The organism is Flavobacterium ichthyis (assembly GCF_009915155.1).
GTDB classification, from domain to species: Bacteria; Bacteroidota; Bacteroidia; order Flavobacteriales; family Flavobacteriaceae; genus Flavobacterium; species Flavobacterium ichthyis.
The window spans coordinates 146,553-165,529 of the sequence record NZ_JAABLM010000005.1; the positions used below are offsets into that span (position 1 = coordinate 146,553).

General features: G+C 37.3%; 8 protein-coding genes. 5 read left to right on the forward strand and 3 right to left on the reverse strand.

The genetic code is table 11. The features are described 5' to 3' along the window. Positions 1 to 14 precede the first annotated feature (14 nt). From GV828_RS05660 to GV828_RS05675, 4 genes are all read left to right on the forward strand, one after another. Positions 15 to 935 (forward strand): bifunctional riboflavin kinase/FAD synthetase, encoded by a 921-nt coding sequence (locus tag GV828_RS05660; protein WP_166536509.1) that lies wholly within the window; start codon positions 15 to 17, stop codon positions 933 to 935. Next, entirely contained in the window at positions 928 to 2,253 is a 1,326-nt protein-coding gene (locus GV828_RS05665) for an HTTM domain-containing protein (protein ID WP_166536510.1), read from the forward strand. Before GV828_RS05660 ends, GV828_RS05665 begins: the two co-directional genes overlap by 8 nt. A 178-nt stretch (positions 2,254 to 2,431) precedes the next feature. Continuing rightward, the gene (locus GV828_RS05670; RefSeq protein ID WP_166536511.1) at positions 2,432 to 2,896 is read left to right on the forward strand and encodes a hypothetical protein; all 465 of its coding nucleotides are present in this window, start codon (positions 2,432 to 2,434) and stop codon (positions 2,894 to 2,896) included. Positions 2,897 to 3,054: 158 nt separating this feature from the next. Then, the gene (locus tag GV828_RS05675; protein ID WP_166536512.1) at positions 3,055 to 3,927 is read left to right on the forward strand and encodes a cupin-like domain-containing protein; all 873 of its coding nucleotides are present in this window, start codon (positions 3,055 to 3,057) and stop codon (positions 3,925 to 3,927) included. Between the two features lie 54 nt (positions 3,928 to 3,981). Here GV828_RS05675 and GV828_RS05680 read toward each other — a convergent pair whose 3' ends face one another. The 3 genes from GV828_RS05680 to GV828_RS05690 all read right to left on the reverse strand — a co-directional run bounded on the left by GV828_RS05680 (position 3,982) and on the right by GV828_RS05690 (position 18,001). Beyond that, positions 3,982 to 6,378 (reverse strand): T9SS sorting signal type C domain-containing protein, encoded by a 2,397-nt coding sequence (locus tag GV828_RS05680; RefSeq protein WP_166536513.1) that lies wholly within the window; start codon positions 6,376 to 6,378, stop codon positions 3,982 to 3,984. A 119-nt stretch (positions 6,379 to 6,497) separates the two neighbouring features. Beyond that, the gene (locus GV828_RS05685; RefSeq protein WP_166536514.1) at positions 6,498 to 12,701 is read right to left on the reverse strand and encodes a GEVED domain-containing protein; all 6,204 of its coding nucleotides are present in this window, start codon (positions 12,699 to 12,701) and stop codon (positions 6,498 to 6,500) included. 239 nt (positions 12,702 to 12,940) lie between these two features. Further along, positions 12,941 to 18,001 carry a GEVED domain-containing protein gene (locus tag GV828_RS05690; protein ID WP_166536515.1) on the reverse strand — a complete coding sequence of 1,687 codons (5,061 nt, stop codon included), beginning with the start codon at positions 17,999 to 18,001 and terminating at the stop codon, positions 12,941 to 12,943. A 341-nt stretch (positions 18,002 to 18,342) separates the two neighbouring features. Between GV828_RS05690 and GV828_RS05695 the strand changes: the two genes are divergently transcribed. Further along, the gene (locus tag GV828_RS05695; protein ID WP_166536516.1) at positions 18,343 to 18,825 is read left to right on the forward strand and encodes a regulatory protein RecX; all 483 of its coding nucleotides are present in this window, start codon (positions 18,343 to 18,345) and stop codon (positions 18,823 to 18,825) included. Positions 18,826 to 18,977 lie beyond the last annotated feature (152 nt).

Below are 18,977 nucleotides of genomic sequence, written 5' to 3' on the forward strand. Positions count from 1 at the left end.
TTACTTTAATAAAATTGAAAATCTACCATAATATATTTGACTTTTCTACCCAAAAAAAAACCGTTGTCACCCTTGGCACTTTTGATGGCGTGCATTTAGGACACACAAAAATTTTAGAAAAATTAAATTCCAATCCTAATGCCGAAACACTTGTGCTCACATTTTTTCCTCATCCGCGTATGGTGTTACAACAAGGTGATTTCAAACTTATCAATACCCTTGACGAAAAAGCCCAGCTTTTGGCTAAAACGGGATTACAAAATTTAATTATACACCCCTTTAGTCAAGAATTTTCAGAGATGTCAGCAGAAGATTTTGTGACAAAAGTTTTGGTTGAAACTTTTAATATTCAAAAAATAATTATTGGTTATGATCATCGATTTGGCAAAAAAAGAGCTGCTGATATAAATGACCTAATTGTTTTTGGTAAAAAATATAATTTTGAAGTAGAACAAATTGAAGCTCAAGAAATTAACGATATTTCCATTAGCTCAACAAAGATACGAAATGCTATTAATGAAGGAGAAATTGAGTTGGCAAATAAATATTTAGGATACCACTTTTTTTTCACTGGCATTGTAGTCGAAGGAAAAAAATTAGGCCGAACCATTAATTTCCCTACGGCGAACATTTCACTTTCCGAAAATTACAAACTTGTTCCTGCTCAGGGAGTTTATATTGTAAAAAGTGAAATAAAGGGTAAAGTTTTACATGGCATGATGAACATTGGTACAAATCCTACTGTTGGCGAAAATCATCAAACGATAGAAGTGCACTTTTTAAATTTTAACGAAAACATTTACAATCAAGAGATTCAAATATCGGTTTTGAAAAAAATACGTCATCAAGAAAAATTCAGTTCTCTTGATGCTCTAAAGCAACAGCTGGAGCAAGACCGAGATGTTACCGAAAATTATTTTAAACTTAATGATTAAAAAGCTTTTCACTCCTATTGACAATGCTCCGTTAATTATTTTTCGGATATTTTTTGGCTTTTTATTGGCAGCCGAAACCTTTGGCGCAATATTAACCGGATGGGTGAAAGATAATTTTATCACACCGCAGTTTACCTTTAACCACATAGGTTTTGACTGGCTGCAACCACTTCCCGGAAATGGTATGTATTTTTATTTTGCAATGATGGGATGCTTGGGCATTATGGTAATGCTTGGTTTTCGATATAAATTGAGCTTGGCTTTGTACACCATTTTATGGACAGGAAGTTACCTGATGCAAAAAACCTCATATAACAATCACTATTATATGCTGATTTTGGTTTGTATGATGATGCTGTTTCTTCCCGCAAATCGTTATGCATCACTTGACGCAAAGAACAATCGTGAGTATCAAAAACTTTCAATGCCGGCTTGGTGTTCGTACGTAATGATTTTACAAGTGGCAATTGTTTACTTTTTTGCAACTGTTGCTAAATTTTATCCGGATTGGTTAGATGGTACATTTACTAAAAATTTACTCACAAACAAATCGCCTTATGAACCTGTACAAAATATTTTCAATCAAAGATGGTTTTACCTTTTCATTGCTTATTCCGGAATATTGTTCGATTTGTTCATTATTCCATTATTGCTATGGAAAAAAACACGCACACTTGCTTTCATCGCCGCATTAATTTTTCACTTGTTTAATGCCTTTACGCTGCAAATTGGGATTTTCCCATTCTTTGCTTTAAGTTTCGTAGTTTTCTTTTATCCGCCGGAAAAGATTCGGAAAATTTTCTTCGTCAAAAAGCTTCCCTTTGTGGCTAAAAATGCAGATTTTGAAAGAATATCTATACTAAAATTTTTTTTCATCCCTTACTTTATCATACAACTGTTACTCCCCATAAGACACTGGTTCATCAAAGGCGATGTCCTTTGGACAGAAGAAGGCCATCGATTATCTTGGCGAATGATGCTTAGGTCAAGAACTGGATATTCTTCATTTAAAGTTATTGATAAAAATACCGGAAAAAAAATTCAATACCGCTTACAAGAGAAACTCACCCCGAAACAAATGGCAATGGTTGGCGACAAGCCCGATGCAATATGGCAAATGGCACAAAGAATTAAAAAAGAATTTACGCAAAAAGGTATAGAAGTTTCAGTTTTCGTGCGATGCAATGTATCTGTCAACCAACGTCCGTTTAAACCCCTAATTAATCCTGAAGTGGATTTAGCCAATGCGGAGTGGAATTACTTCTTCCACAATGATTGGATTTTACTTTACGATTCTTTGGACGAAAATACTCAATAAAACTAAAATGCCCACTTTTCGATTTTTACTAAAATTTTATTAAAACTGTTAAATTTATTTTTGACCCACCATTTCAATTCGATATTATTTTGTAATTTTAAGTTATCCCTCGATGAAAATTTATTTTTCGTTTTCTTCGAAAAAAAACCAACCACGATAACCTAAAAACACAAACACAATGAAAATCAACAGATTAATTATTAACGGAATCATTATTTTTATAGGTTTGGCGCTTTATTTTTTACTAATTGAAGCACTCGGACTTAAAGATCAAGTTTACCTGCGTTTGCTCAATTTTATTTTTGTAATCTACGGTGTGAACCGCACTATAAAATCTAATTATCTTGACGGTATTCACGGCTATCTGACCAACCTTTTCGCAGGATTTTTTACTGCGATGGTAAGTGTTATACTAGGTTTGATTGCATTTATGATTTTTGTAGAAATTAAAGGTGGTGATGTATATCTTGCCACATTTGCCAAAGCATATCTTATACCCGTTACTGATGCAAGTTCTCCTCCAGGAATGTATCAATTCGCTTTTATGCTTTTGTTAGAAGGCACTGCGGCTTCGGCAATTATCGCATTCGCTATGATGCAATATTGGAAGGATAAAGTGGAAAAAATTAATGAAGTGGATTAATTGACCAAAAATTCACTATAGCAAAGACTGCCTAATAGGTAGTCTTTTTTAATTAGCCCGATGTAGCAATTTTATGATCACAATCTTTACGATTCCATAATCCTTTAGTAACTTTGCCTTTGGTAATTTATTTGTAATTCATCTAAATAAGAACATTCATGCCATTGAATTTAACTGAAATTGAACGCGTAAAAACAATTTCAAAAGAAGATTTTTATAACAATTATGTAAAAAAACAGCGTCCGGTTGTGGTAGAAAAACTCACTGAAGACTGGCCTGCATACCAAAAATGGAAATTGAATTATATTAAAGAAATCGCAGGAGAAAAGACGGTTCCGTTGTACGACGACAGACCCGTTTCCTACAAAGATGGTTTTAACGAGGCTCACGCCAAAATGAAAATGGCAGATTATATCGATCTTCTTCAGTCGAAGCCTACCAATTATCGGATTTTTCTTTACAATTTGATGAAAGAAGTACCTTCCTTAAAAAGCGATTTTCGTTGGCCAGATATTGGTTTAAAACTAGTAAAACAATTACCAATGTTGTTTTTTGGAGGTGAAAATTCGAAGGTTTTTATTCATTACGATATTGATTATTCCAATATTTTACATTTTCATTTCCATGGACAAAAGCAATGTATATTATTCGATCCAAGTCAAACACCTTATCTATATAAAGTACCGCATGCATTGATATCGCGTGAAGATATCGACTTCGACAATCCTGATTTGGAAAAATGGCCAGCATTAAAACAAGCCAAAGGACTAATTTGTAATTTAAATCACGGAGAAATGTTGTATATGCCCGAAGGTTATTGGCATTACATGAAATATTTAACCCCAGGGTTTTCGATGAGTTTGCGTGCGTTTCCGCGAAAAGTAAGCAATTTAGGAAAAGCAGTATACAATATTATGATTATGCGCCATTTCGATAATTTAATGCGAAAATGGAAAGGACAAAATTGGATTGATTACAAAAATCAAAAAGCAATTGTTACAACACATAAAAAATTAAATCTACCTTATTAAGAAAAAACCCAAAACTGTAAAAGTTCTGGGTTTTTAATTGTTTTTTTTTGTTTTCTATTCCCAAATCACCTTTTTATTGATAATTGCACCGTTTTGAAGCTGAACCTTCAGAATCAAAACTTGTCCAGAAATTTTTGTATCTTCTATCAAGTATTTTTGATCACTTAAGTTTGACACGGCAAAAATTTGTCTTCCTAATAAATCAAAGGCGGTAACGGCTTTTAAAATTTCTTTTGACTCAATTAAAAAACCTTTGTCAACATTAAAAATACTGATCTCGTTGTCGATTGTAAATTCCGGATTACTCAATGCCTCATTGTAACGTAGCAAAAATCTATCATTAAAAGTTCCCGCCGTGGAGTTAAATTGATAAGGGCTAATTTTTAGATTGTGAATTGTTCCGAGAAGCCTGTCTTCTAAATAAATATTGTGGTTAGAAAAAATACCGTCAAACCGTTCTAATTGCAGGGTGAAATTTCCGTTATTGTTAACCTTAAAGCCAAGGGGAACTTGGTCCGTTTCTTCGAAAGGGAATTGTCTTCCTTGGATTGTTAACTCTTCTTGCTGATTAATTGAATAAAGGCTTACCGCATTCCCTCCTAATTTTTTTCCATCGTATAACCTGTCAATACCATTTGTGGCACCCGGAAGGTATCCAACTAAGGCTTGACTCAACCCATTGTTCCCAAACAAATTTATCCAAATGCGACTTTTATCATGATCTCCTTGTCTAAAAAACACATCATTATTATCTACACGTCTCATCGCATTATTAAAAACAACATCGGTTGCTAATATACTTTCAATAAAAAAAGATTGTCCAGAGGCTATGTAACCATTTGGAGCAGTTGTGTTGCCAGAGGTTCCCGCAGGATTTCCGGTTGAACCGGTACGGTTATATAAGGCATAATCATCAACATTGTAATTATAAGCAGTTGGTTGGGAATTGTGCGTCCAAAAATAAAATGTTCCGTTTAAATCAGGGTTTGCATCCACAAAATCGTCAGCGAAAATACTTGACGGATATGGATTTCCTATTAAATTCCATCCCACTTCAACAGGTGTTGAAACGTTACCATTATTTGGTGTTCCTATAAAAAATCCTTCAAAAATTTCGGCTATAGCACCAGGTTGTCCTTCTATATCATAAAATTGAGGTGCACGAACAATGTAGCCTTTTCCTTCTTCCATTATTGTTGCGTTTGATTCCGAAAACCAATCTTGATTCAGGGCATCCCAACTGAAATACTTGTCCACGAGTGTATCAGGAGAAAGATCTCCTAAAGTAAAACTCGAGGTTTCAGTTACCGGCGACGACCAATATGTAAAATCATATCTATAGACAGGTTGAGTATTTCTTTTAATAGTCGCCATCCCGATATTTTCTGCAGAATCATCCTCTTGAAAAAGCGAGGCTCCACTTTCTATGTTTAAAACTCCTGATGCATGAATGTTGATGCCATGCTCAAGATTTAGAGAATGACCATTCCTAATAGTAACTTCAACATTGGCGTTTATCGCACAAGAGCAACCGCTAACGCTTCCGCCATCTATATCCGAATCATAATCTGCTGCAAAAACAATGGGTCTTCCATCAAGCGGCTGATCCCAAGTTCCTGAAAAAGTGGCCGCTACTGGGGTGTAAGGATAATTGCCACCACCCCCGTTATTATTTAAATTTAGCGTACTCATGTCGTGTGCCAAATTGTGGTTGTACATCCCGGTTCTGTTGGTAATTTCGGCAAAAGACAAATTGGTTGAATAAACGTAATACGATATATTACCCGATGCAAATCCAGGGATTTCTGCAGTTCCATGAGTTCCTGAAATTGTTGCTTGCAAAAACTGCGAAGTAGCAAAATTATCGTTAGAATATCTAACAATAAAAATCTCACGATCTAAATTGGTAGTTCCAGTAGAAGGAACACCGTTTAACTCAAAATGAATTTGTACAGGTTGACCAGGCCTAACGCAACTAGCTTCGGGCAATTGAGAAACCATTGTAATTACTCTCGGTTCGTAGGAAGTTTCCAAAACACACATTGTGTTATTTTGCGAAGCGTTGTCTGTAATGTTAAAGGTATAATATCTTCCGACCACGACATTTTGGATTCCTCCGTCATGACCTCCGTTTGTGGTATTGTATCTAGCACCATTATCAAAACTTGTTGGGATAAAGTCATTTGCATTTAACGAATTACCCGTTGTATAAGGACGCCAATTTACGGAATAATCCGGACCAAATACTGTTCCTATATGAAAACTCCAATACTGGTATCCACCATTTTCGGCCTGAATTCTACCTTGTCTAAATTCTGGAAAAATAGTTAATTCTACCCTAGAATTATTAGAAGAAATCATGCTAGAATACACTACTGTAGGCTCTTGTCCTTGAACAGGAAATAATAAAACTATTGCTATAAAAAATTGCAGAAGTACTTTTGCTTTCATTGGCTTAAATTTTAATCTTAGGCTTTTAAAAATTTGAGGATTGTAAATTTACAATAAATTTACAATCCTTCAAATTAAAGTTAATAATCAATATAATCTTAAAATTTAATAACAATTTACTATTTTACTACCATTGCTTTTTTAGTGGTTTTCATACCGTTTTCGAGTTCGATTTGGATAAGCAACGTTTGCTCCGTGGCTAAAAGTCCGGTGATAAGATATTCTTTGTTTTGAATATCAGTAGCACGGAGGATTTCTCGGCCTAATAAATCGTAAACTACTACGGTTTTTAGGTTTTCTTCGATTGATTTTACCAATAATTTCTCGCTTTGATTTAAAACATACACTTGGTTTTCTGCCAGATCAAAGTGTGGTTTGTCAAGGCTTGAATTGCGGTAAACCAGTACAAATCTATTGTTGAAATTTCCGTTTGCAGTTGTAAACTCATAAGGGGCGGTTTTTAAATTGTGGATTACATTCAAACTGTTGTCTTTCAAGAATATATCTTGAGTGTTGAAAAATCCATCGAAATGGTCAATGGCTATTTTATAATTTCCGGCGGTGACAAACGAAACGTTTAACGGTACTTCATCCATGATGTCAAACGGTAAGCTTCGCCCTTGGATAATATATTTTTCTGTACCTATCAACGAAGATATATTGGCAGAACTGCCGCCCATTAATTTTCCGTCAAAGCCTCGGTCTTGGCCATTGGTAGCTTGGTCAATATAACCTATCAATGTTTGGTGAAAACGTGTTCCTTTGATTAAATTTATCCAAACCCTACCTTCGGTAGTATTATTTTGTTGGCGGTAAAAATTTGAATTTGGACCTGTGGTTCTCATCGTGTTGCTGAAAACAGCATCTCCATCAGATAGTCCTTGTACAAAAAATGATTGTCCTGCCGGGATGCTGCCGTCTGGAGCGTTATTATTATTCCCTGATCCGGTTCCTGAATCTGCAGGTAGGGAAACAGCCGTTGCCGTAGCTCCTGTTAAATTGTAAGTAGCATAATCATCACTCGAATAATCATAAGTACTAGCCCCAGGAGTTGCCGCTGCTGGAGGTGAATTATGCGTCCAAAAATAAAGTGTACCATCTAAATTAGCATTGCTTGGATGTAATATAAAATCTCTTGCTTCAATGGCAGATGGATAAGGGTTTCCAATTAAATTCCACTTATCAGTTCCTCCCACTACGTTTACTGTGATAATCCCGTTATTGGGTTTTCCGGTAAAAGTAGCTGTATAAGCTTGTGGTGTGGCTCCAGCCTGACCTTCAATGGCATAACTTTGAGGGGCTCTCACGATGTAACCAATTCCTTCATCCATTGCAGAGGCACCATTCATCAAGGTTTGCCAATTTTGCGTAAGCGCATTCCATCTAAAATATTTATCAGGCAAAGTGTTTGGCGACAAAGTATTCAACGTAAAACTTGGTGATTCTTCAACAGGTGAGGACCAATAAGTAAAATCGTAACGGTACATTGGAGTGGTGATGCGTTTCATTTCGATGGTGCCGGTTCCGGTGTTGGTGATACCATCGACATTTTGTACCAAACTTGCTGCGTTTTCTAATCGGATGGTTCCGTTGTTATGTAAACTTGTTTCAATTTCTAAATAATCAGTTGAGGCAAAATCTAAAATCACCCCATTTTTTACTTCGCATTCACAAGCAGAAACGCTTCCACCATCGCTTGCTGAATCATAACTTGAAGAAAACACGATATTTTTAGTGATGTCTGGCAATCCATTAGACCACGTTCCGGTCCATTCGGTTACGTCAAATTTAATCTGAACAGCGTTAGAAGCCGTGTAGCAAGTGGCGGTATTTTCGCGAACTTGTACGTAAAATTGTGAATTGTTAAGTGCTGAAACTGAAGAAATGACTAAATTTTGGGAAGTGACGCCAGAGTACACACCGCCGTTAGCCAAAGCAGTCCAACCCGAAGTCTCTAAAATATACCATTGGTACTGAAGCGTATTTCCTCCTGCAACACCTTCTGAGGCGGTTACCGAAAGTGTAGTTGGATTTCCATCACAAGTGGCGGTAAATGTAGGGTGAACGGTAATCAATGGCGGATAAGTTATTATTGGTGCAATTCCAAAATTCGATACACATTCTGAATCGTTTATGGCTTGAATTTCCCATTGTGATTGATCATAGACAGAATTTGGAGTGAGGAAAGCCGTTTTTCTTTTTAAATAATATCCCACATAGTTTGGTGCGTCAACATCATCAATTACTGTTGCACCTTGTACCAATCGTAAACCATCATTAGCGTTAAATCCAGTAGCTCCAAAACTACCGTTTCCGGTTACGGTAATACCGCATGAAGAACTTGAAACTCCAACTATAGCAATTGCTCCAGACGCTAATGTTCCAGATAAATTGGCATATGTACTGTAGCTTCCTCCGTAATCACCTGCTCGTTCTATCTTGTATCCTGATAAATCAATTGCAGCTGCGGTTCCGTTGTAGATACTCACATAACCGCCAGAAAGTCCTTTTTCATCAAAAACTTCATAAATAATAAGGTTAGATGCTGTTACCCCAGTAGAGGATTGACAACTTGTAACGTCTTTATTAATAACGTTAAATGGTTGAACGAATTCGCAGCCGGTAGCCAATTGAATGGTAAAATATCCATCTGCAGCATTGACAGGTACTAATGCTTCAATTTTTTCAGCTGTTTGGCTCACTACTGACATGACCGCTCCATTATATCTTACAGTTGCGCCTGTAAGATTATTAGTAGAAGAAGTAAATGTAACTAAAGTATTGGCGGGTCCGGTTGTAGGCGTTGCGGTAATGACAGGTGTCGCACAAGTACCGTTTCCTTCAATTCTAAAGGTGTACGGATTTTCATTGCCGGTTGCATCATTGTTAAAAATTGTCACAATAGCGGATCTAAGCCCCGAACCGGTTGGTCGAAATTTTACACTAAAGGTTGTCGGTGTTCCAAATACCACAGGTGTTGTAGCTTGTTGGGTAACAATAAAATCTGATGGATTATCCCCCGTCATTTGAATGATTGGTGTTCCAGTTAGATTTAAATCCGTTAGGCCTAAATTTTCAATAGTAAATTCTTTTTGCAATACAGAATCTGTATTTAATGGAGTTGGTGCAAACTGCGTATTGTTCAAACCATAAGGAGCGTCAAACCCATTGGGAATGCTGATGGCGTTACCTCTTACATTAATTTCTGCTGTTGCCGGTTGAACGATATTTATAGTATAATCTTCTACTTCGCCGTAAGTAAAATTTTCACAAGGTGTGGAATACCTATTCAGACCATTATCCGTGTTTGCAGCAATTCTCATTCTTGTGGTTCCTAAAACTGCATTCTCCGGAACGGCAATATCAAATGGAGCAGCATTTGGAGTTCCGTTGGAACTATTAGTTACGGTTCCCAATTCATAACTTTCATTCGTGTCGAATGTTCCATTTTGATTCCAATCAATCCATGCCTTAACATACGAAGTATAATTACCGTTTGTATGAACTCTTACATTTAACGGATATGTTTCTCCGAGAGCAACTGAAGTTGAAATAGATAAATTGCCAGTATATCCAGGATTAGAAGTAGCGGTATTATTAATTGTATTAAAATTGACATTTAAAATCCCAGAATTATTAATGGCTCCTGATGAAGAACAATACGATAAAACAGGCGTAGCACAAACCTCAATACCATCACTCCAAACCGAGCCTCTTCTGACAAAAACTTTAAAACAATAATTTAATCCATTGGTTAGAGCAGTGATTGCTTTGGTCGAGACATTGGCACTTGTTGCATATACTACACCATTAGCGGTATATCCAAAATCGCCATTAGTATAAGTTCCGGATGGTGTAAAAGTTACTGCACCTTGATTGGCAACAATAATTAATTGGTCCCAACAAGCAGTTGGTAAAGGAACGTTCCAGTTTAATGTAACCTGATTGGTTCCCGGTGTTGCAGTCAAGTTCCGTACATCGTCTTGGGCGATGAAATCTAAAGCTCGACCTCCTCCTGCTGCGTTATTAAATCTTCTAACAGTTCCTCCATCTTGGTAGGCTAGAACCAAAAACGAATAATTCGTGTTTTCTGTTAATCCTGTAATGTTAACGGATGTTGCATTTCCTTTATATAATAATTTACCTAAAGTTGCAGGCGTTGCAGTGTTAGTGGTGGCTGAAAAATTACTATTTGCATTTGCATGATCCGCTAAAGCAGTTGTTGGTGTACCGCTTGGGGTAGTTGCTCCCGTAACTGCAAAAACCATATAACCAGTTGGGGAAACACCCGTAGTAGCAGGATCCCATGAAATGATACCTCCATCATCTGTTAAACATGCCCTTGTGTTGTTTACAGTATTTATAGTACTATTAAATCCTGTTGTAAAAGTTTGAACACCGCCATAAACATAATTGGTTCCATTAAAAATATAAGCTTGATAGGCATAAGTAGTTCCTTCTGCTAAAACATTACCAGTATTTTCTGAGTATGCATTTGAAGCTAAAGCGGCTGTTTCTAATAATTGGCTGACACCGAAACCTCCTATTTCAGGAGTGCCATTTACCGAGGCAATCGAATAAACAAAACCGCGTTGAGTACTTGCCGGGCAAGTTCCTAATGTTGTTGCTGATGCCCGTAAATTAGCACTTTGGTGATCTATTGTGTTAGCCGAACTTCCATTAGTAGTAACAGATTGCGCTGTAACGGTCGAGTTTCCAGTGAAATTTTTAGTTGCACTGGCACCTCCGCCCAAAACTGTAATTGTTCCATCATAAGTTTGGTTTGCAGCTACTGGAGTCAAACGAACATAAATGGTTTTTGTGGCCAAAGTCCCACCTACATGTGAAAAACCTGTAATGGCAGCACCTCCCAATGTTTCTGAATATGTATATCCGGTTACGGCAGACAAATTGATTGTTCCAGATTTTAAATTAGTTCCAGAAATTGTAAACGATAAATCTGCGGAAGTACCATTACAAACATTCCCGAAAGCCAAATTACCTGCACTTAATGTTAATGATTCGTTAACTGCAGTAATCGTCAAATTATTTGAGGTTAAATTGCTGGTCGATGTTACCAATTCCGAAGCATTGATTCTAATACTAAAATTGGAAACATTTCCATCGAAATCAGTATTGTCATAACTTAAAATGACATTGGCTGAAGTTGGACTCAGATAATTTACACTTTGAATCGTAACCCCTGGAGGTGCATTATTCAACGTAAAATTCGCTGCGTTTAAAGTAGCGTCTGCAAATGTTTCGTTCGAGAGTGTCAAACCAACAGTTGCTCCATTAAGTGTTGCTTCGTTAAGTGTCCCCGAAGCCGCTAAACTTGGAGGCGGTTGTGTGGAAAAATTTCCAGTCAATTCAGTCAGGTGATAACAAGTGCCGGTGGTGTTGTATTCGTAAACAGCAAAATGGTAGGTAGTTCCAGGTGTTAAACCTGTTACATTTACGGAGTTCGCATTGCCGTTATAAACCACAAAATTACCCGTACCAATTTGCGTTCCGGAGCCAAATGTACTGTTGGCCGTGTAAGTTGTACCACTTGTGGGATCAGCATTTACGGCACCTCCTGCTCTAGCCACCACTAAAACATTGTCACCGGTTCCTCTTGTCCATCCTACCGTAGCAGTTGATTGTGTGATAGCAGAATTTGTAAAGGAAGAAGCTTGTGTGGTTGGGGAGGTGCAGGCAACGCAACTATTGCTATGACCTGCATTAGCTGAACCAGTAGTATATGCTGAAACAATCCATTCCGAGTTTGCGGAACTTGTTCCTGCACTAAGTATCCAACTTGTATTAGGCGAACAAATCGATGGCTTTCTTGTCAATCTATTATTAGCAGTTGCGTTCGTAGTTCCGGCAACATTCCAACCTGTTCCTGGATCATTTCCAATAGTTCCAATGACGTCGATTAAAGTCCACGTCCCGGAAATATTTTTTTCCAATGCGATAGCGTCGTTACCAGTCCATGTTGCACTTGACCAAGTCACGTTCGCATTAGGTACGTCTGCAGTATTATTTGCAATAATATAAGTAGAACCTGTTGATAAAATAACTGAGAGGGTAAACTGTGATGAAAGAGCATTACCATTCACGCCTATTCTAATTCTATAGTTACTCAAGTCTATATTACTTCCAGTTCCGTTATAGAGTTCAATATATTTGCTATTACCAGATGAGCCTTCTCCGTATTCGGAAATTAAAAGTTCTGTAGTTTGCCCTGAAACCCCGACACTTAACCATAAAAATAATAAAGAAAACAGAAAGTTTTTTGGCGTAAGAATTCCTTTTACCCAGAAGTAATTTGTTTGCATAAGCATCATAATTAAATTAACAATCACTTACTTCAAACTAAGGTTGGGGAAATACCGTTTTGAAATATTTGAGACCAAAATTAATTGTTGATTGTAAATGGTATGTTAAATTTTCTTTTAATCGATGAAATGCAAATAAAATCGATTAAATGAAAATATTACTGTCGTCAGATACAAAAAAGAACTGTAAGAAAAATTCATACAGTTCTCATTTTCAAAAGTTATCGCCATGATTATTCTTATTTCACTACCATTGCTTTTTTAGTGGTTTTCATACCGTTTTCGAGTTCGATTTGGATAAGCAACGTTTGCTCCGTGGCTAAAAGTCCGGTGATAAGATATTCTTTGTTTTGAATATCAGTAGCACGGAGGATTTCTCGGCCTAATAAATCGTAAACTACTACGGTTTTTAGGTTTTCTTCGATTGATTTTACCAATAATTTCTCGCTTTGATTTAAAACATACACTTGGTTTTCTGCCAGATCAAAGTGTGGTTTGTCAAGGCTTGAATTGCGGTAAACCAGTACAAATCTATTGTTGAAATTTCCGTTTGCAGTTGTAAACTCATAAGGGGCGGTTTTTAAATTGTGGATTACATTCAAACTGTTGTCTTTCAAGAATATATCTTGAGTGTTGAAAAATCCATCGAAATGGTCAATGGCTATTTTATAATTTCCGGCGGTGACAAACGAAACGTTTAACGGTACTTCATCCATGATGTCAAACGGTAAGCTTCGCCCTTGGATAATATATTTTTCTGTACCTATCAACGAAGATATATTGGCAGAACTGCCGCCCATTAATTTTCCGTCAAAGCCTCGGTCTTGGCCATTGGTAGCTTGGTCAATATAACCTATCAATGTTTGGTGAAAACGTGTTCCTTTGATTAAATTTATCCAAACCCTACCTTCGGTAGTATTATTTTGTTGGCGGTAAAAATTTGAATTTGGACCTGTGGTTCTCATCGTGTTGCTGAAAACAGCATCTCCATCAGATAGTCCTTGTACAAAAAATGATTGTCCTGCCGGGATGCTGCCGTCTGGAGCGTTATTATTATTCCCTGATCCGGTTCCTGAATCTGCAGGTAGGGAAACAGCCGTTGCCGTAGCTCCTGTTAAATTGTAAGTAGCATAATCATCACTCGAATAATCATAAGTACTAGCCCCAGGAGTTGCCGCTGCTGGAGGTGAATTATGCGTCCAAAAATAAAGTGTACCATCTAAATTAGCATTGCTTGGATGTAATATAAAATCTCTTGCTTCAATGGCAGATGGATAAGGGTTTCCAATTAAATTCCACTTATCAGTTCCTCCCACTACGTTTACTGTGATAATCCCGTTATTGGGTTTTCCGGTAAAAGTAGCTGTATAAGCTTGTGGTGTGGCTCCAGCCTGACCTTCAATGGCATAACTTTGAGGGGCTCTCACGATGTAACCAATTCCTTCATCCATTGCAGAGGCACCATTCATCAAGGTTTGCCAATTTTGCGTAAGCGCATTCCATCTAAAATATTTATCAGGCAAAGTGTTTGGCGACAAAGTATTCAACGTAAAACTTGGTGATTCTTCAACAGGTGAGGACCAATAAGTAAAATCGTAACGGTACATTGGAGTGGTGATGCGTTTCATTTCGATGGTGCCAATATTATTATTTACAGAATTTCCGCTAATATCTAAAGGTGGATTGTTAACTTGTACTAAACTTCCAGTATTTTCAATCAATACTTTCCCATCATCTAAAAGGTTTGACGGGGTATTATTATTAGAGATTAAAACCTCATCAGTTACCGTAATACTACTGCCACTTGAGATGGTTAATTGAGCGTTTGGTTTCACTGATATTGTTTTAGCAACTCCGTCGTAGGCTGCTGGAATTACTGGTTCAAATCCTGTGTCTGGAATTATAACGCAGTTAGTATTGTTAGGAATTCCAATAGGTTTCCAGTTATTTGGGTCATTAAAAGCGGTATTTGTTCCATCCCATACTTTTGAATTATTAGTAACAGGAATAGTTTTTACCAATGGGCAACCGTTAGTTAGCGTTGAAGTAACATTAATGTCAAAAGAAGGTTGCACAAGTAATGATAAATTAGGAACTATATAAACCCTATCAATTGATGTACCAGCAACATAAGGTGTATTCATTGCTGCATCCGTAAAAACAGAGATATCAGAACCTGACCATGAGTAGGAAGCCTCTAATGTTTTAGAACCATAAATTTGAATATCGTCAACCGCAACACCGTCTCGCCAGCCATTGGAATAGTATCGTATTCTGAATTTTAAATCGGTTTGATTGATGTATGCGCTTAAATCGACTGTTTCCGTTGCGAAGTTTCCTGGAGTTCCAACATCTGAAGTATAAACTCGAGGTGTGGCCAATGACGTATAAGTAGTTCCGCCGTTGGTTGACACTTCTACAGAAACATATTCTGCGGTTGGTCCAACACCATCATTATTATACCTTGAGAAATACATTCTAAATTTCATTGTGAGATTTTGAAAATCAGTTGTATTAATAGAATTTCGCAATACTAAACCATGGTCAATTGTATATCCAGGACCTACGTCAGAATTACTAAAAACAAACTTATCAGTCCCGTAACCAGAAGAAATAGCCGGTACCCATGAATCTTCTCCATCAACAGGTACAAAAGGACTGGCCTTACTTTCCCATCTTGAAATTTGGTTGATTGAACCACCATTATTGACGATATTGGTATTAGCAAAAGCAGAAGCTCCAAGATTACCAACGTCAAAATTCTCATCGACTAAATAAACTGTTTCTAAATCGTCATCGGCGGACACTTCAATTGGTGTAGAATCTCCACAAGCCACAGGTGAAGCTGGTGAAAAAGTCACATCGGGAACTTCCTTGACGGTCGCAACAACTGCTCTTCTGATTTGCGTTTCACAAGTTCCGTTAAACGCCGCAACATAATAAGTTGTGGTGGCAGAAATCGATGGTGTGTTGAAGGTTGTCGATCCAGATACGTTTGCACTCGTTAGTGGTGTACCTCCAGTTGCCGAAGTGTACCATCTAAATTCGGTAATTCCCGAAGAAACTGTTGAGGCTTGTAAAATTACAGAGCCCGTTCCACATCTTTCGCCTTTGGTTACGGTTTCAATATCTGCAAGACACCTTGTTACTAAAGTAAATAAATAATCTTCAGCTTCCCCTTCTTCATCAAGTGAATCAAGGAATGGTTCGCATGGACTAAAGTCGTAATCGTAAGCATAATCCCACCCGTCATAATATGTGTAATTTCTGATACGGATTCTGTAATCTCCAGCTGCAGCAGAAGCAGGAACTACGAAACCAAATGTTGTAGATGTCAAGCCAATCACAGAATCAAAAATTTCCTCACCGGTATCAGTGAAATCACCATCTTTGTTCCAATCTACCCATGCTTTAATGCGAGATCCGTAATTTGATTGTACATAGACATTGATTGCTTCCTGCTGAATCTGTATAGCTTTGTTCGCCAAACCTGTAAAGTTTTGATATCCCGCAGGTGAGGAAGAATAAGTACTGGTATTGGTTACATCATTTAAGGTTCCAAGGAAAGATACTCTGTTTATATAAGTCCACGAAGGCGATTCCGTTGACGGAACACAATAAGCCAACGATGTTACCACAGTTGCATTTGAGGACGTATTTGTTGCCCCTCCATTGGCACAAGTGGTAACAAGTCTATAATAAGTGGTAGTTTCTGTTGCAACAGCGGTTGTAGTGTAAGTACTGGTTACCGCCCCCGAAATAGGTGTCCAAGTAGAACCATTTGCTGATGAATACCATTGATAGGACAATCCGGAACCAGTTGTTAAACCTGAAGCACTTAATGTAATGCTTGCGTTAACGGAAGCCGAAGCATTTGCCACACCATTCACTAAAGCTGTTCCAGCATTTGGCGTCCCTGAGCAGGGAGGTAATGTTAGAACTGTAAGTCTATAATCTTCCGCTTCACCATACGCAATATTACTACATGGATCAGGATTTAAATTATTCCACCAAGCCCTAACCCGCATTCTATAATTACCTGCAACAGTCGCGGCAGGAATCGTGATGGTTCCCGAAAAATTTGTTGCTAAAGATGTGGCGTTATACAATCTTTCGGATGTTTCGAAAATACCATTGTTATTAAAATCAACCCAAATGCTTAAACCATGGCTACCACCTTGGTAAGTTTCTGTAAAGTTTAATGTACTTCCTGCATACTGACTTGCTGAATATGTTGTATAAAAATTACCATATCCTGATCCAGATAAAAATGTTGGCGTATTGCTGATATTTGACACCCCACCAGTGGTTGAAAATCCTGAAATATAATCACTAGTATTACTTGATGTTGGCGTACAATAAGTAGAAGTAAATGTTCCCGTACCGGAATTTGCGCTACTACTCGAAGCCGTGCAAGTTACCACCAAACGCCAAGTTCTAACCACTCCAAATGCAGGCGCTGTCAAACCCGTTAATGCAACATAAGAACTTGTTGCAGTTCCTTGATTAATCCATGTTGAACCATTGTCACTATATTGCCATTGATACGTTAAACCTGAACCTGTTGAATACCCTGTGGCCGTAACGCCATAAGTTGATCCCGATGATCCCGATGACGGTGCAACGGTAACCGTACCAGCCGTTGGTGTTCCAGAACACAAAGGTGGAGCTTGTGACGTCAGTGTAATATTATCAATAGCGGCTGGAGGATTATTTGTAGTTGATCCATCATGCTTCCATTGAAAAATTAAATACCTCGTTGTACCTGCCAGACTTGTAGGTAAGGTTACCGACGCATTTTGCCATGTTGTCTGCAAATTATACCAATTGAGACCAACACGATCGGCAGATGAATTTGCTGTTCCAGCTGTCGGAAGCGTGTTTGAAACAAATACTTTTAAATTATCATAGTCAAATGTAGAACTTTCTCCACTAGCTTTCCAATAAAATGATAAATTAATGATAGTTTCTCCCGCTGGAAAAGTAATAGCGCGGTACAAATGCTGTATTCTTTCTTGATTACCGGTATACGCATTTGTTACACCTCCATCATTCGATATGTAAGCAGATTTCGAACCATCGTAGAATGTGGCTGTCCCACTATACCAGGCGCCTCTACCTACACCAGACTGAACAGTTGTCCAACCCGTTAAATCTGTCTCAAATCCCCCATTATTTACTGTTGGTGAAATTAATGTTGTTTGCCCCCAAACACCGATGCTCAACATCAACAACAGCAAAGAGAAAGAATATTTTTTTGATATAGGAATCACTATTCCTAACTGTAATTTTGTTTTCATAAGCATGATAGTTTTAAATCAAATACTTACTTCAAAACACTGGTTGGGGAAACGCCGGAATTTGGAAATAATAAGCAAATTAACTATTTAACATCATTTTAATATTTTTACTAAATAAAAATCGACAAAACAACATATTTTATCGATATTAAACATCGTTTTAACTTTCTTGAAACAATTATAAGCATCATAGGTAAATGCGATAGTTTGTACATTTTTTACACTTCAACCTAAAATCTTTATGAATAATCTCTATGAATTAGTTTTTATCAAATTCGTTAACATTTTCGAGTGCTACATATGACATTTAAATTTTTTTTACATTTACCAAAAACAATTCGATGCCACATAAATCTTTGCAAATTCCACTTTCGTATGAAGAAATCCTACGCAAAGCCGAATATTTCTGTGTTTACCAAGACCGTTGCCACCAGGAAGTTTTGACAAAATTAAAATCGCTTACCACCTCACAAACAGTTATTGACAATGCAATTGTTCATTTAATCGAAAATAATTTTCTGAATGAAGAACGTTTTGCCTGCAGTTTTGCTCGTGGAAAACACCGCATTAAAAACTGGGGAAAAATCCGAATCGTGGCAGAACTAAAAGCCCGTCAAATTTCCAAATACGCCATTGACAAAGCATTAAAAGAATTTTCTCAAGAAGAATATTTTGAAACCTTTGAAAAGTTAGCAAACAAAACTTGGAACAACCTTTCGGAGCGTGATTCAGCCAAGAAAAAAGCAAAATTTACCGCCGCATTACTTCGTAAAGGGTACGAAAGTCATTTGGTTTTTGATAAACTGAACGAACTAATGTCGTAAATTCTAATTAGAAAAATCCAAAATCCAAAATTTCGCCTGAGATTATTGGATTAAAAGATTTTTCAACATCAATGACAATTTCAAAACAGGTATCAAAAACAATCCTTAAATCCGTGACAAAAAACAATAATCGCTGTCAACTTGAAACTTGA

Bases quoted from the DNA above. Each gene is read 5' to 3' on its own strand.
- GV828_RS05665 (WP_166536510.1), top strand. From the start codon at position 928: ATGATTAAAAAGCTTTTCACTCCTATTGACAATGCTCCGTTAATTATT.
- GV828_RS05670 (WP_166536511.1), top strand. From the start codon at position 2,432: ATGAAAATCAACAGATTAATTATTAACGGAATCATTATTTTTATAGGT.
- GV828_RS05675 (WP_166536512.1), top strand. From the start codon at position 3,055: ATGCCATTGAATTTAACTGAAATTGAACGCGTAAAAACAATTTCAAAA.
- GV828_RS05680 (WP_166536513.1), bottom strand. From the start codon at position 6,378: ATGAAAGCAAAAGTACTTCTGCAATTTTTTATAGCAATAGTTTTATTA.
- GV828_RS05685 (WP_166536514.1), bottom strand. From the start codon at position 12,701: ATGCAAACAAATTACTTCTGGGTAAAAGGAATTCTTACGCCAAAAAAC.
- GV828_RS05690 (WP_166536515.1), bottom strand. From the start codon at position 18,001: ATGAAAACAAAATTACAGTTAGGAATAGTGATTCCTATATCAAAAAAA.
- GV828_RS05695 (WP_166536516.1), top strand. From the start codon at position 18,343: ATGCCACATAAATCTTTGCAAATTCCACTTTCGTATGAAGAAATCCTA.